Below are 15298 nucleotides of genomic sequence, written 5' to 3'. Positions count from 1 at the left end.
CAAGTTCAGGCCGAGCGCAGGGCCGGCCCGGCGTCGGGCTGGCCCGCCTTGCGTTCGGCCATCACGCGGTTTCGCCCGGCCCGCTTGGCGGCGTAGAGCGCGGCATCGGCTTCCGCCAGCACCTCGTCCAGGGGCCGGCCATCGGCGGCGCCAAATCCCATGCCGCCGCTGACGCTGCTGCGCAGCGGGCCGCGATGGGTCGGAACGATTTCGGTGCCGAAGGCGACGCCGATCCTGCTTGCCATGTCATGCGCCTTTTCGGGCGTCATGCGCGACATGACGAGCGCGAACTCCTCGCCGCCCAGCCGGAAGGCGTCGACACCGGCCCTGCCATATTTCTTGATCACAGCCGCGAAGCGGCAAAGGACCTGATCGCCGACAGGATGGCCGAAGACGTCGTTGGTCGTCTTGAAATGATCGAGATCGAACATCGCGATCGCCATGAACGGACCGAAGCTGCGATCGCCGTAAAGCTCGTTGAGCGCCCTGCGGTTCATCAGGCCGGTCAGCGGATCGGTCATGGTCTCGGCCTTGAGCTCGATCTGCGCCTGCAGATGATGCAGCGAAAGCGTCAGCGCGCCGAGGCCGGTCATGCAGGCCACTGCCACGACGGTGTTCAGCCGTTCGGCCCAATTGTCGGGCGCGGCGCCGAGAACCCATTGCCCTTGCGCCAGCAGCACCAAGCCGCACAGCGCGAAGGACAAGCCGCAGACACCGCTGAGGAACGAGACGACCAGCAGGATCCGGCGGTCGTGGTCGCCCTTCATCCAGAACATCGCGCCGATCGCGGCAAGCAGCCCCGTCACCGTCGAATAGGTGATGAGGAAGCCGACGCCGTCAAAGCCGAAATAGGTGACGACGGCGCAGGCGGCCATGGCTGCCAGCGCCGGGCCGATGGCACGGCGATAATTGCGGATGCCGAGATATTGCATCGCCGACAGACAGATGACGAGGAACCCCAGGCTGAGCAGCGCAAGCACGATCTGGCAAAGCCACGGGGTGGCATCCTTGGTATAGCGCCAGAACAGGACGACATGGACAACGAGCACGAGTATGCCGCAGGCGACCGTGAGCACGAAACGCGCTCGCGGCGCGGTGAACCAGATCGCGAGCATGGTGACGCTGAGGCACGTGCCCGACAGCGCCGCCGCGAGCAAGAGCGAACTAAAATCCAACATTGTTGAGCCGCAGCCTCTTGGGAGTCGTCCGTTACGCGGCATTCTAGGTTAACGGCGGCACGCCGATACCGTTTTCAGCTAACCTTTCGACCCAACCTTCCGACAAGGTTTACAAAGCATCCACTACTGCATCCGGCAGGCGCGAAGACTAGAAATTTTTGGTTTATATTGAAACAGTTCTATTCATGAGCGCGAGGAGACCCGCGCAAAAAACGGCATTCGACCGGTGACGTACATTTGGTAAGCCGGCTAACAAGCGGGCGCCCGCCAGCCGGATATCCGCCTGTCGCTTTGATTGATGGAACTTGTCCCGTTTCGCAGAAACGGCGTTCGACCGGTGACCGGTGAATTCGGGCGGAGCGATTCAATCCAAGCCGGATAGGTTCTAGCTCTTGTCGAGCAGCGCGAGATTGGCATTGACCACGGTCTGGTCGGCCAGGCCGGCCCTGGCTTCGAGCAGCAGCGCCCTTGCCTTCCTCTTGTTGCCGCGCAGAAGCTGCGAATAGCCCATATTGTTGATGATCTGCGGCTTGCGCCCGGCGACCCTCAGCAATTGGGCATAGGCGCGGTCGGCGAAGTCGAAACGGCCGAGTTCGTCATAGGAAGCGGCAAGCCCCAGCCAGGCTTCGGCATTGTCGGCCTTGAGTTCCACCGCCTTGCGGAAATGCTGCTCGGCAAGGCCGAAATTCGCCTCGCGGAACTGCGCCTTGCCCTCCACCAGGTCGCCGGCGCTGACGTCCTTGGTCGTCGGCTGGATCGCGGTGGTCTTGGTCGTGTCGACGCTGTTGTTGTTGGTTGTGCAGCCGGTGATCATCAAGACGGCTGCCAACGCCGCCGCTGCCGTGTGAAGTCTGTGACGCATGCCCCTGCCCCATCGCCCGATTTGCCGGGTCGTTCTTCAGCAAGGACCATAAAGCAGAGCGATTAAGCTTCGGTGCCGAAATGCGCCTAAATTTCGGTTGCGTGCAAAGGATGCGTTAACCAGTACCGCCCCTGAGATCTGCCCAGATTCAGGTCAGGCCGAGTCGAAAATGGTGGATTTCGAGAACCGGCCTACGCCGGCCGTAGCCTTCATAGAGCGGAAACACCTATGAGGGCTTCGGCCGGCGAAGGCCGGAGCGGAGCGTACTTAAATTACGTGAGCGCCGGCCCACGCCGGCCGTAGCCTTAACTGCCACGCCATTCTCACAAATGCCTCGGCCGGCGAAGCCGGAAGCGCAGAAAGCCGCCATGTGCAAGCCGGACCTCACCTGAATCCCTAGTGCGAGGTCAGCCTCACCACGATCGGAATAATGGCGACCATCAGCACCACCGGCAGGATGCACACCGTCACCGGCACCGACATCTTGGCCGGCAAGGCATGCGCCTTCTCCTCGGCAAGCGACATGCGCTTGTGGCGCATCTCGTCGGAAAAGACGCGCAGCGCGCCCGACAGGCTGGTGCCGAGCTCCTTGGACTGCTGCAAGAGCGTCGCGAAGGAGCGGACCTCATCAAGGCTCAATCGGTCCGCGAGCGCCTTCAACGCATCGTCGAGGCTGCGGCCGGCCCTGAGCTCCAGCGACACCAGCTGCAGGTTCTGGCTGAGCGACGGATAAGTCTTGGCGAGTTCCTTCGAGACGCGCTCGATGCCGGCCTCCATGCTCATGCCGGCGTCGGAACAGACGATCATCAGATCCATGAAGTCGGGAAAGCCGTTGCGGTATTCGCGCATCTTTTCCCGCACCTTCTGCGTCAGCACCAGACCAGGCAGGAAATAGCCGGCCGCACCCGACAGGATGACGAAGGTCCAGCGGCTGGTCATGGTCGACTCGGCGCTGGCGCCCCAATGGTTGACCAGGAACGCGCCAAGCGCCATTCCGACCAGCGTGGTAAATCGGATCAGGAAGAACATGCCGACGGCGCGCGGCTCCATGTAGCCGGCCTGGATGAGCTTCATGCGCAGCCGCGCGACATTTTCCGGATCGCTCTTGGCGTAGAATTCCTGCGCCCGCCTCACCGCCTTTTCGCGCACGGCGTTTGTGTTCTTTTTCGGCGCCGGCTCGGCCGGTTCGACCGGCTCCGCCACCTCGACCTTAAGCCGGCGCTTGACCTCGTTGCGATCGCCCTTGGCGACGACCAGGGGCCAGGCCATCGCGCCGCCGCCCATCACCAGCAGCAGCGCCGCCACCGGCATCAGCGAGGTCGGCGCGAGCGAGGCGAGGAAGCGGATGACGTCTTCCATCTCAGAACCTGAAATTCGACATCTTGAACATGATGGCGTTGCCGAGCAGCAGCCATAGGACGGAGCCGCCCAGCATGTACCAGGTCTTCGGTATACCCCACACATCCTGGTAGAACTGCGGCATCAGCACCATGATGGCGGTGAAGAGAAGCACCGGCACGGCGGTCAGGATATAGGCCGACATGCGGCCCTCGGTCGAAATCGCTCGCACTTTGCGCCGCAGCTTGCCGCGCTCGCGGATCGTCGACGACAGCCCGTCCAGGATCTCGCGCAGATTGCCGCCGGAGCTGCTCTGGATCGACACGGCGGTGACGAACAGCGGCAGGTCCTCGTGGCCGACTCGGTCGAACAGGTTGTTGAGCGCCGAAACAAGGTCGGAGCCATAGGTCACCTCGTCGGCCACGACGCCGAACTCGGTGCCGATCGGATCGGCCATCTCGCGCGCCACCATCGAGATCGCCACCGGCACCGGGTGGCCGGCTTTGAGGCCGCGCGTGATCAGCTCCAGCGCCTCCGGCAACTGCACGCCGAAGCGCTTGTGCCGGCGCTTGCGCAGAAAACGCAACGCCATCACCGGCAGGACCGGCAGCAGCACGACAAACAGGCCAAGGCCGAACAGCAAAGGCAGGCCATACCAGATGGCGAAAAGCGCCAGCGCGAAAGCCACGCCCGAGGTGATTGTCAGAAACTTCGGCAGCGGCATGATCATGCCGGACTGCGTGCGCAGGTCGCGAAAGCGGTCGAAGGAGAAGAGGGACCTGCCGCCTTCGACGCCGCGCTCCTTGCGCAACTGGATCAGCACCTGCTCCTGGCTGATCTTGTTCTCCGCCAGTTTCATGCGGCGGTTGATCGCCGTGCGCTTGTCACTGCGCCCGGCATAGAGCAGGTAGCAGCCTTCGGCGATCATGATGCCGGTGAGCGCTGCCGCGGCGTAGACGGCGTAGATCGGGCCGAATCCCTCGAGCACCGGCTACTCCTGCGGCCGGCCGGGTTCGAAATACTTGCCCGGAAATTCGATGCCCATGTTGCGCAGGTCCTCGAGGAAGCGGGGGCGAATGCCCGTCGCCTCGAAATGACCGATGATCTTGCCGTCCGCCTCCATGCCGGTGCGCACGAAGCGGAATATCTCCTGCATCTGGATGACGTCGCCTTCCATGCCCGTCACCTCGGCGACGCTGGTCACCTTGCGCTTGCCGTCCGACAGGCGCGTCAGCTGCACGATGATGTCGAGGGCGCTGGCGATCTGGCTGCGGATCGACTGCACCGTCATCGGCATGCCGGTCATGCCGAGCATCTGCTCGAGGCGCGAGATGGCGTCGCGCGGCGTGTTGGCGTGGATGGTCGCCATCGAGCCTTCATGGCCGGTGTTCATCGCCTGCAGCATGTCGAAAGCCTCTTCGCCGCGGCACTCGCCAAGGATGACGCGGTCGGGCCGCATGCGCAGCGCGTTCTTGACCAGATCGCGCTGCTTCAATTCGCCATGGCCTTCGATGTTGGCCGGGCGGGTTTCCATGCGCGCGACATGCGGCTGCTGCAGTTGCAGCTCGGCGGCGTCCTCGATGGTGATCAGGCGCTCGTCTTCCGGAATGAAGGCCGACAGCGCGTTGAGCATCGTCGTCTTGCCGGTGCCGGTGCCGCCTGAAATGATCGTGGTCTTGCGGGCATGCACGGCCGCCGCCAGCACCTCGGCCATGTTCTGGGTGATGGCGCCGAACTCGACCAGCTTGTGCAGGCCGAGCTTGTTCTTGGAGAATTTGCGGATCGACACCAGCGGCCCGTCGACGCCGACCGGCCGGATGGCTGCGTTGAAGCGCGAGCCGTCGAGCATGCGGGCGTCGACCATCGGCTGCGATTCATCTACGCGGCGACCAACCGCGGCGACGATTTTGTTAATGATTCGGAGCAGATGCGCCTCATCCTTGAACGGGATGTGAACCTGCTGCAGCTTGCCGCGTTTTTCGACGAAGCAGTTCTGATGGCCGTTGATCAGGATATCGTTGATCTCCGGATCCTTGAGCAGCGGCTCCAGCGGGCCGAGGCCGACCATCTCGTCGACGATGTCGTCGACCAGCGCGTCGAGCTCGGCGGTGTTGATCGCCATCCGCTCATGGCGAGTCTTTTCCGAGACGAACTCGTGCACCTGGCGGCGCATTTCGTCCTTGGGCAGGCGCTCCAGCGCCACAAGGTTGATCTCCTCGAGCAGCATGCGGTGGATGCGCACGCGGGCGTCGAGCACCTTGTTGGCGCTCTTTGCGGGCGCCGCTTCCGGCTTCGGCGCCGCCGGCTTGCGGGTCGTGGGAATGACCACGGCATGGTGCGCAACGGACACGGGTTCGGGCGGCCGAGCCGGACGGGCGTCGCGATTCTGCAGGTTGGTGAACCGGCTGCTCATCCCGCTTTCCTCTTCAGGAGGCCCTTGCCGAGGCCGAACAGCGACCTCGATTTTGCCGTCGTCGTCACCGCCTCCTCCGGCAGGATGATCTTCTTCAGGTCGTTGACGACATTGGCGTTGGGATCGATGTCGTGCAGCGGCACGCCACGATCGACGGCCTCGCGCACCAGCCGGTAGTTGTTGGAGATGCCGCCGACGAAGTGCTCGCCGAGAATGTCCTGGACGTCGGCCTGCTTGATGCCGCTGTCGAACATCTTCTGCTCGAAGCGGTTGACGATGACGTTGGGCTTCACTTCCCTGCCCGCCGTCTCGTAGATGGCCTGGATGAGACGTTGCGTGTGACGCAGGCAAGGCACCGTCATCTCGGCCACGATATAGAGCTTGTTGGAGCCGAGCAGCACCGTCTCGGTCCACGGGAACCAGGTGCGCGGCATGTCGATGACGACATTGTCGAAATAGGCCGAGACGAGGTCGAGCATGCGCACCACGACATCGGTCTTGAACGAGCGCATTTCCGAGGGACGCGTAGGCGCTGCAAGCACGCAGAGCCCGCTCGCATGCTTGGAGAGCATGACGTCGAGCAGTTGCCGGTCGAGGCGCTCGGGCTGGTTCTCGATTTCGGTGATGTCGAAGCGCGGCTCGAGGTCGAGATATTCGGCGCAGGCGCCTTGCTGGAAATTGAGATCGACGACGCAGGTCGAGGCGCCGCGCGTCACCGAATGATGCAGCTGGAAGGCAGTCTGGAGCGCAAGCGTGGTGGTGCCGACGCCGCCGGCGGCCGGCATGAAGGTGTAGATCTGCGACTCGGTGTTTTCCTCTCGCCCCGGCCCCTGCAGCGCGCGGATGACGGAGCGCACCAGGTCGGCGGTGGTGATCGGCTTGACCAGGAAGTCGGCGACCTTGAGCTGCACCAGGATGCGCACGGCCGCCGCATTGAATTCCTGGGTGACGACGACCACCGGAACGCGGCCTTCCAGCCGGCGCATGATGCGCTGCAGCGACTCGATCTCCTCGAGCTTGGCCGCATCCATGTCGACGATGACGGCGCCGAAATCGGTTTCCTGGACTTCGCCGCGAAGCTCGTTGACGCTTTTCTCGACCGTCAAAAGCTCGATGACCTCGGAGGCCGCGAAAGCCGTTCGCGTATCCTGCGAAAACGCCCGGTCGGTTGAAACGAGCAGGATCTTCTTGGTGCCTGATGCCATGTCGTCAGCCCATCAGTTTGATGTCGTTGATGCCGACGTCGTTGAGTCCGGCGCCGAGCCGGCTTTGGCGCCGACGGCAGTGGCCGTGGAGCTCGTGCTCTGAGCCGGCACCAGAAGTCTGGTGTTCTGGACGCCGTACCGCCAGGGGTCGACCATCTGCATGACCGTGTTGGACGCCTGGGCATTGCCGGCGGCCGGCGTCACGCCTTCGGTACGCACGTAGTCGTCGCTGGTGCAACCGGTGAGGACGCCGGCGAGCAGCAGGGCGATGCAAGGAACCAGACGCATGGCTTCAGTCCTTCGGCAGATCGAGGAAATGGCCGGATGTCGTTGCGGCCACCGGACGCGCCGCGCTGCCGTCGGCCAGGGCCAGCGGGCGCTTGGGCGCCGAGGCGCTGACTTCCTCGGTGTTGTTCAGGAAGTAGTCGGCCGTGCTTGCCGGCCGCGTTCCGTCGGTCGGCTCGACCATCTTCTTCGACGGGTCGACCGGCTTGACCAGATAGGGCGTGACGATGATTACCAGGTCGGTCTCGCGCCGCTGATAGGACTTCGAGGAGAACAGCGGGCCGAGCACCGGCAGCTTGCCGAGTCCCGGCAGGCGCGAGGTCGTGATGTCGTTCTGCGACTGCAAAAGACCTGCGATCATGAAGCTCTGGCCGTTCTTCAGGTCGACCGACGTCTTGGCGCGGCGCACGATGAAGGCAGGAATGGAAATGCCGCTGCTGACTTCGATGGAGGCGGAGGGGTCGATCGAGGACACTTCCGGCGCGATATCGAGGCTGACCAGCCCATCCTTGAGCACGGTCGGCGTGAAATCCAGGCCGACACCGTATCTCTTGTAAGTGACGCTGATCTTGCCGTTGTCCTCGGAAACCGGGATCGGGAACTCGCCGCCGGCAAGGAAGCTCGCCGTCTGGCCCGAGCGGGCGATCAGGTTCGGCTCGGCCAGCCGCCGGGCGAGGCCGCGCTCCTCCAGCGCCTTGATGGCGATGTCGATCGAAACGCCGTTGGAAAGCAAGCGGCCGATGATCTCGCCGGTGCCGGCCGTCGGCACGGTGCCGGGATCGATGATGACGTCGCGGCCGCCGATGCCCAAGGCAAAGTTGGCCCCGTATTTGGCGCCGAGGTCCTGTCCCGCCTGGCGGTTGATCTCGACGAAACGGACATTGAGCTGAACCTGCTGCGAGGACGAGATGTTGACCGAGTTGATCACCTCCTCGTTGCCGGAGAAGCGTGACGCGATCTTGCTCGCCTTGTCGGCCGCGACGGCGTCGTCAGCCACGCCCGACAGCACCACGCGGCCATTGGCCGAACCGACCTTGATGTTGGCATCCGGCACGCTGGCGCGGATGGTGTTGGCGAGCTGGTCGGTATCCAGCGTCACCTCGACGTCGATGGTGCCGACGAGCTGCTTGTTCTGGTCGAACAGCGCGATGCCGGTGGTGCCGAGGTTGTTGCCCAGCACGTAGAACGACTTGTCAGTCAGCGGGTTGACGTTGGCGATCTCCGGATCGCCGATGACGATCTGGTAGAAGGCGGCGCTCGTCATGATCGTCTTGGGCTTGCCCTTGGCGACTTTGATCGAGGCATTCCTGGTCGCCGAGACGTAGACGACGTCGTTGTTTGCCTGGGCCGGCGCTCCAAAGGCAAGCATTCCGGCGGCGGCCAGGAAGGCGCCCGCCGCCATTGCACGCAAAAGGCGCAGCCCTCTCGTCGTCCGATAGTTATTCAACACAGGCATTGTCCCGTCCCCGGCCGGTCCCCACCGGCTATTGTACTTGTTCCTTGGCAGGAACGACGTCCCCCTCGGCTGGCTTGGAAGGAACCTTGTATTCCTCGACCTTTTCGCCGCGCGACACGATCACCGTCTTGAACTTCGGCTCTTCCGGTTCCTTCGCCACCGCATTGACCAGCGAGGCGGCGCTTGCCTCGGCGTTCGCGGCAACCGAACCGCCGAAGGAAGAGATGGTGGTGAGCCCGTTGCCGCTGGCGCTGGCGTCGGCGGCGGACCGCAACGACAGCGACAAGGTGCCGACGGTGCGGGCAAGCGCCACCTTCTGCGCGCCTTCGTTCGTCACCTCGAGGGTCACCGAATTGGCAACCTGTGGCTCCGTCTTGCGCTCATCTGCGCCTTGCCCGACCGAAAGCACCTTGGCGTCGGAGACAACGATTTCGGACGTAACCGTCGAGCCGGCTGCCCCTTGAGCGTTCTTGGACACTTCCTGGATTGCGCCGGCATCGCGCGTCAGCACGACGTCAACCCGGTCGCCCGGCGTGATGAAGCCGCCGACGCCGGCGATCTCGTCGGTACGGATGGTGACGGCCCGCATGCCCGGCGACAGGATGTTGGAAAGCGTCGCGCGGCCGTTCGGCCCGGACAGCTTGGTGAGCAGCACCGGTTCGTTGACTTCGATCGGCGACAACACCACCCGGCTGCCTTCGGCAAGCAGCTTGTCGATGGTCGGGAATGCGCCCTGCGGCAGCGAGTCCTGCGGCCACGGGATTTCGGTGAGCTGCGACCGGTCGAGTTGCATGCCGTAACGCAGCGCCGCTTGAGCCACCACGATGGTGTTGAACTCGACCTTGGGCTCCTGCGGCGCCACGATTGACGCCACCTTCTGCTCGGACTCGGCTTTCGCCTGGCTCTTGACCCAGAAATCCGCGGCAAAGATCGAGATCGCGCCGACAACGGCGGCGATGCCGATCATGGTTATGGCCCTGCCTCTCACGCCGAAAACCCCTGAAGCCCGTGGTCTTTTGTTCGTTGAGGCTCACGCTAGGCGTTAATGTTAAAGAATCAGGAATCCTTGAATGCCGGGACCGCCCTATTTCCGGCGGCTTGGTTATCGAATGGTTTTGGAATAAGAGAGACTTTGATCCCTGAACGGAACAGGAACCTCGTTCGCCCGCCGAAAGCGTGGCAGTATCGAGGAGTGATTCGCAGTACCGGACTTAATGGCCAGCATGGACGACACCAGCGATCTTTTCGGCAACCATGACAAGCAGCAGCCCCAGCCGGCGCGCGCGTCCTCGCGCCCGGCTGATCCGCTGGTTCAGGCGGCGAAGCGTTCGGCTGCCGCCCGTGACGGCAGCGAGAGCTACAGCGCCGCCGACATCGAGGTGCTGGAGGGGCTGGAGCCGGTCCGGCGCCGTCCGGGCATGTATATCGGCGGCACCGACGACAAGGCGATGCATCACCTGTTCGCCGAGGTCATCGACAATTCGATGGACGAGGCGGTCGCCGGCCATGCGACCTTCATCGACGTCGAGCTTTCGGCCGACGGCTTTCTCACCGTCACCGACAACGGCCGGGGCATCCCGGTCGATCCGCATCCGAAATTCAAGAAACCGGCGCTCGAAGTCATCATGACGACGCTGCATTCGGGCGGCAAGTTCGACTCCAAGGTCTATGAGACCTCCGGCGGCCTGCACGGTGTCGGTGTTTCGGTCGTCAACGCGCTGTCCGACCACCTCGAGGTCGAGGTCGCGCGCGGCCGGCAGCTTTATCGGCAAAGATTCTCGCGTGGCATTCCGGTAAGCGGTCTGGAGCACCTCGGCGAGGTCCACAACCGCCGCGGCACCAGGACCCGCTTCCATCCCGACGAGCAGATCTTCGGCAAGGGCGCCGCGTTCGAGCCGGCGCGGCTCTACCGCATGACACGCTCGAAAGCCTATCTGTTCGGGGGCGTCCAGATCCGCTGGAGCTGCGATCCGTCGCTGATCAAGGAAAAGGACCAGACGCCGGCCAAGGCCGAGTTCCATTTCCCGGGCGGCCTGAAGGACTATCTCAAGGCAACGCTCGGCGACGAGTTCCAGGTCACGCGCGAGGTCTTTGCCGGCAAGAGCGACAGGCAAGGCGGCCACGGCTCGCTGGAATGGGCCGTGACCTGGTTCGGCGGCGACGGCTTCCTCAACTCCTACTGCAACACGATTCCCACCGCCGAAGGCGGCACGCACGAGGCGGGATTTCGCAATGTGCTGACGCGCGGGCTGCGCGGCTATGCCGATCTTATCGGCAACAAGCGCGCCTCGGTTATCACGACCGAGGACGTCATGATCTCGGCCGCCGGCATGCTGTCGGTGTTCATCCGCGAGCCGGAATTCGTCGGCCAGACCAAGGACAGGCTGGCGACCATCGAGGCGATGCGCATCGTCGAAACCGCCATCCGCGATCCGTTCGACCACTGGCTGGCCGACAATCCGCAGGAAGCCTCGAAGCTTTTGGAGTGGGTCATCGCGCGCGCCGACGAACGCGTGCGGCGCCGCCAGGAAAAGGAAGTCTCGCGCAAGAGCGCGGTGCGCAAGCTGCGCCTTCCGGGCAAGCTCGCCGACTGCACGCAGAACGCCGCCGCAGGCGCCGAGATCTTCATCGTCGAAGGCGACTCGGCCGGCGGCTCGGCCAAGCAGGCGCGCGACCGTGCCAGCCAGGCGGTGCTGCCGCTGCGCGGCAAGATCCTCAACGTCGCCAGCGCCGGCAACGACAAGCTCGCCGCCAACCAGCAGATTTCCGACCTGATCCAGGCGCTCGGCTGCGGCACGCGCTCGAAATACCGAGACGAGGACCTGCGCTACGACCGCGTGATCATCATGACCGACGCCGACGTCGACGGCGCGCACATCGCATCGCTTTTGATCACCTTCTTCTATCAGGAGATGCCGAACCTGATCCGCGGCGGCCATCTCTATATGGCCGTGCCGCCGCTCTACTCGATCAGGCAGGGCGGCAAGGTCGCTTATGCACGCGACGATGCGCACAAGGACGAATTGCTGCGCACCGAATTCACCGGGCGCGGCAAGGTCGAGATCGGCCGCTTCAAGGGCCTCGGCGAGATGATGGCCTCGCAGCTCAAGGAAACCACCATGGACCCGAGGAAGCGCACGCTGCTCAGGGTCGACGTGATCGACGCGGAGCAGGCGACCAAGGATGCCGTCGACGCGCTGATGGGCACCAAGCCCGAGGCGCGCTTCCGCTTCATCCAGGAACGCGCCGAATTCGCCGAGGCCGACGTGCTGGATATCTGAACGCGGACTGGTCCATAACAGCTCCGGTGTGGAGACTTGTATGTGACCTGGACGCGGCTGAAAGAGCTTGTCGAGACACCGCTGCACGGCCTGACGCAGCCGACGCGCTCGGACTGGATATTCGCCCTGCGCACCGTTTCGGCCGGACTGATCGCGCTGCTTGCCGCATACGCCCTGAAACTCGACCATCCGCAATGGGCGATGATGACGGTGTTCATCGTCGCGCAGCCGGTCGCCGGCATGGTGCTGGCGAAGGGTTTCTACCGGCTGCTCGGCACGCTGGCCGGCGGCGTGGCGGCGATCAGCATCACATCGCTCTTCGGCACCAATCCCTGGCTGCTGGTGACGGTGCTGGCGCTATGGATCGGCGTCTGCACGCTCGTCTCCTCGCTGCTGCGCAATCCGGAGGCCTATGGCGCGGCGCTTGCCGGCTACACCGCGATGATCATCAGCCTGCCGGCTTTCGGGCAGCCGCATCTCGTCGTCGATCTCGCCATCGCGCGCTGCGCCGAAATCGTGCTCGGCATCGTCTGCGCCGGCGTCACCAGCCGCCTGGTCCTGCCGAAACTGGCGGCGGACGCGATCATTTCGAGATTGAAGCGCAGCATCCTGGATCTCGCCGACTATGCCTCGGGCGCCTTTTCCGGCGGCGATCCGGCCGGCCTTGCAGCCCTGCAGCGCAAGCTGATCAGCGACGCCCAGACGCTTGCCGAGATGCGCACCTATGCTCGGCTGGAAGCGCCGAGTTTCGCCACGCGCGCCCATCCGGTCCGGCGCACGATCGGGCAGCTGCTGTGGGCGCTCTCGGCGGCCCGCGCCCTGCACACCCATGCAGCGCCGAAGAACGCGGCTCTCATCCCGGTGCGCAGCGAATTGCAGACTTTCGTCGGCGAGCTGGCGGCGACGCCCGGTGCCCTGGATGACACCGACCCTTGGGTCGCACGGCTCGACGTCATCGCGAACAAGGCAAGAGAGACGCCGGCAGCGTCTGCGGAACCCGGCGAAGACCGGGTCGGCACCATCACCCGCCTTACCATCGCTGCCGATTTCGCGGAGGCGCTGAAGCAGGTGATGCGCGGCCTGGATGCGCTTCGCTCGCCTGTCTCAGGACCCTCCCGCGAACGACAGCAGCCGGCGCTGGTGGTGCATCGCGACCATCATGCCGCCTGGCGCAATGCCGTGCGCGCCGCACTCGCCACGCTTCTGGTGACGGCCTTCTGGCTGACGACCAAGTGGTCGGAGGCCGCTGGCACCGTCATCCTCGTCGCCGTCGTTTCCAGCCTGTTCTCAGCGCGCCCCGATCCCGTCCAGTCGGCCTGGGGTTTCTTCACGGGAACGCTGCTCGCGCTGCCCTTCGCCTTCCTTGTCGGCCAGGTCGCGCTGCCGGTGCTGCCCGGCTTTGGCTGGTTCACGCTCTTTGTCGTGCCGATCATGGTGCCGGCGGCGCTCGGAATGGCCAATCCGCGCCATGTCGGCGTCGCCACCGCCTTCGCCATCAACTTCCTCGCCTTCCTCAGCCCGCACCAGCTGATGACCTACGATCCAGGCCGGTTCTTCGCTGGGTCGGCGTCGATCCTGGTCGGCATCCTGATTGCCATCGGCGTCTTCATCATCGTGCTGCCGGCCAACCCCTGGGTCACCGTGGAGCGCATCTCGCAGGCGATGCGCGAGGACCTGGCGCGGCTTTGCCTGCACGACCGCATTCCGCGGCGCTCTGCCTTCGAAAGCCTGGCCTATGACCGGATCAACCAGCTGATGCCGCAGCTGCTGCAGACCGGCAGGAAGGGCGATCCCATCCTGGGCGGCAGCATCGCAGCCGTCACCGTCGGGCTTGAAGTCCTGCGGCTGCGCGGTGCGCAATTGAATTCCGCGATCCCGCGCGAAACGGTGGAATCGCTCGGCAATTTCATGCGCGGCCTGGCGCGGGAATTGCTGTTCAGGAGGCATGGCGAGCCGCAGACGTCGACCGTTGCCGTGGCAAGGCAATATGCGGCCGGCATCGCCGATCGCAGCGACCGGCCCGAAATGCTGCAGATTGCAGCCTCGCTGCGCATCATCGCCGCGGCGATGGAGGATTATCCGGATTTCTTCGCGAAGGGCCGGGCCTGAGTTTCAGGCCGCCGCTATGGCAAGCGCATGCCCGCGCGCGTTCTCGCGCAGCGCGTCGAGATGGATCGACTTGACCAGCCCGGCCAAGTCGCCTTCGGCCGATTGCCCGCCGAGTTCCTTCAGCATCAGCCAGCTGACTTCCTGCACGCCGGCGACGCGCTTGCCGTTAGCGACCTCGCGCCAGACCTTCAGCGCCCGCAGGATGATGCCGTGGGTGGCGGCGGCGAGGCCGGCGCTGCGGAACAGCGCCTGCAGCGCGACGTCGTGGCCGCCGGCAAGCAGCGCCCTCACCAGCTGCTCGGACTGCTGCGCAAGCGCGACCAGCGCCGAGCCGAAGAAGTCGACCTTGCCATGCGCGATGGTGCGGATGATGAAGCTTGCGGTGAGATCGCCGCGCAGCCGCAGGTGCTCGATCAGCGCGGCGTGCTCTTCGGCGCGCGTGCCGTCGATCAGCGTGACCGAAGCCTTCACGCAGGCGTCGCGCATCACCCGGTCGGCGCGGGTGGCGCCCATCAGCGCCAGCACCAGCGGCGAACCTTTCAGCGTCTCGCCGAGCTTGACCAGAAGCATGTGCCGGCAGTCGGCGGGCAGACGCGCGTCGGCGATCAGCGCCTCGCGCACCAGCGGCAGGTGGCCGTGCCGTTCGGCCATGCGGCGGAAGCTCAGCGACGCGATGTCGGCGCCGCTGTTGGCGATGAGCGTGGCGCAGGCTTCCGGCTCGCCAATCTCGGCGATGGCGGCCGCCAGCGGCATCGAAACGACAGGACGGTCGGCGATCAGCTTCTGGGTAGCTTTCTGGCCACCGGCGACGCGGTCGATGAGGTCCGCATCGGTAAGTAAAGGCGAACGCGCCAGCACCAGCGCCGCCACTTCCGGCTGGTCGGAGGCGAGTGCCGCGATCACCTGCGGCGGCGCGTGGTGGCTCATCGACAGCGCTTCGGCGAGAGAATGTCGAACCTTGGCGGAGACGTCGTCAAGCAGCAGCGTCAGCGCGGCCTCGGCGGCGCAGCGATCCTCAAACGGCAGATCGGAATTTATGTAAGCGCGCGCCAGCGCGCTCGCGGCGGCCGCGCGCTCGGAAACCCTTGCCGTATCAATCCATTTTAGAAAGTGCGAAACAATCATGCCGACCAGCTATGCCCTTGCCGGAATGTCCCCCGGCCCCGTTGTG

At 64.7% G+C, this 15298-nt stretch carries 12 protein-coding genes; 2 read left to right on the top strand and 10 right to left on the bottom strand.

Going from position 1 to position 15298, the window contains the following annotated elements; genetic code table 11:
- Nucleotides 1-5 precede the first annotated feature (5 nt).
- The 9 genes from EJ067_RS30765 to cpaB form a co-directional block, all read right to left on the bottom strand.
- Complete coding sequence (locus EJ067_RS30765; RefSeq protein ID WP_126088868.1) at nt 6-1178, bottom strand: GGDEF domain-containing protein; 1173 nt, start codon at nt 1176-1178, stop codon at nt 6-8.
- A gap of 385 nt (nt 1179-1563) precedes the next feature.
- Nucleotides 1564-2040, bottom strand: a complete 477-nt coding sequence (locus tag EJ067_RS30760; protein ID WP_126088867.1) for a tetratricopeptide repeat protein — start codon at nt 2038-2040, stop codon at nt 1564-1566.
- 396 nt (nt 2041-2436) lie between these two features.
- Nucleotides 2437-3399, bottom strand: a complete 963-nt coding sequence (locus EJ067_RS30755; protein ID WP_126088866.1) for a type II secretion system F family protein — start codon at nt 3397-3399, stop codon at nt 2437-2439.
- Between the two features lies 1 nt (nt 3400).
- Nucleotides 3401-4366, bottom strand: coding sequence for a type II secretion system F family protein (locus EJ067_RS30750; protein ID WP_189510198.1), 966 nt, complete (start codon nt 4364-4366; stop codon nt 3401-3403).
- Between the two features lie 3 nt (nt 4367-4369).
- Nucleotides 4370-5791 carry a CpaF family protein gene (locus tag EJ067_RS30745; RefSeq protein ID WP_126088865.1) on the bottom strand — a complete coding sequence of 474 codons (1422 nt, stop codon included), beginning with the start codon at nt 5789-5791 and terminating at the stop codon, nt 4370-4372.
- Complete coding sequence (locus EJ067_RS30740; RefSeq protein ID WP_126088864.1) at nt 5788-6996, bottom strand: response regulator/pilus assembly protein; 1209 nt, start codon at nt 6994-6996, stop codon at nt 5788-5790. Before EJ067_RS30740 ends, EJ067_RS30745 begins: the two co-directional genes overlap by 4 nt.
- A gap of 12 nt (nt 6997-7008) precedes the next feature.
- Complete coding sequence (locus EJ067_RS30735) at nt 7009-7284, bottom strand: hypothetical protein (protein ID WP_126088863.1); 276 nt, start codon at nt 7282-7284, stop codon at nt 7009-7011.
- Between the two features lie 4 nt (nt 7285-7288).
- On the bottom strand, nt 7289-8683 hold the full coding sequence (locus EJ067_RS30730; protein ID WP_245468359.1) for a type II and III secretion system protein family protein: 1395 nt from the start codon (nt 8681-8683) through the stop codon (nt 7289-7291).
- A gap of 82 nt (nt 8684-8765) precedes the next feature.
- Nucleotides 8766-9704 (bottom strand): Flp pilus assembly protein CpaB, encoded by a 939-nt coding sequence (gene cpaB, locus EJ067_RS30725; RefSeq protein ID WP_126088861.1) that lies wholly within the window; start codon nt 9702-9704, stop codon nt 8766-8768.
- A 256-nt stretch (nt 9705-9960) separates the two neighbouring features.
- Between cpaB and parE the strand changes: the two genes are divergently transcribed.
- On the top strand, nt 9961-12018 hold the full coding sequence (gene parE / locus EJ067_RS30720; RefSeq protein ID WP_126088860.1) for a DNA topoisomerase IV subunit B: 2058 nt from the start codon (nt 9961-9963) through the stop codon (nt 12016-12018).
- A gap of 42 nt (nt 12019-12060) precedes the next feature.
- Nucleotides 12061-14127 carry an FUSC family protein gene (locus EJ067_RS30715; protein ID WP_126088859.1) on the top strand — a complete coding sequence of 689 codons (2067 nt, stop codon included), beginning with the start codon at nt 12061-12063 and terminating at the stop codon, nt 14125-14127.
- 3 nt (nt 14128-14130) lie between these two features.
- On the opposite strand, the gene EJ067_RS30710 is transcribed toward EJ067_RS30715, so the two are convergent.
- Nucleotides 14131-15252, bottom strand: coding sequence for a DUF2336 domain-containing protein (locus EJ067_RS30710; protein ID WP_126088858.1), 1122 nt, complete (start codon nt 15250-15252; stop codon nt 14131-14133).
- Nucleotides 15253-15298 lie beyond the last annotated feature (46 nt).

It is taken from the genome of Mesorhizobium sp. M1D.F.Ca.ET.043.01.1.1 (assembly GCF_003952385.1).
GTDB lineage: Bacteria > Pseudomonadota > Alphaproteobacteria > Rhizobiales > Rhizobiaceae > Mesorhizobium.
This window is presented reverse-complemented; position numbering and strand designations above follow the sequence as displayed.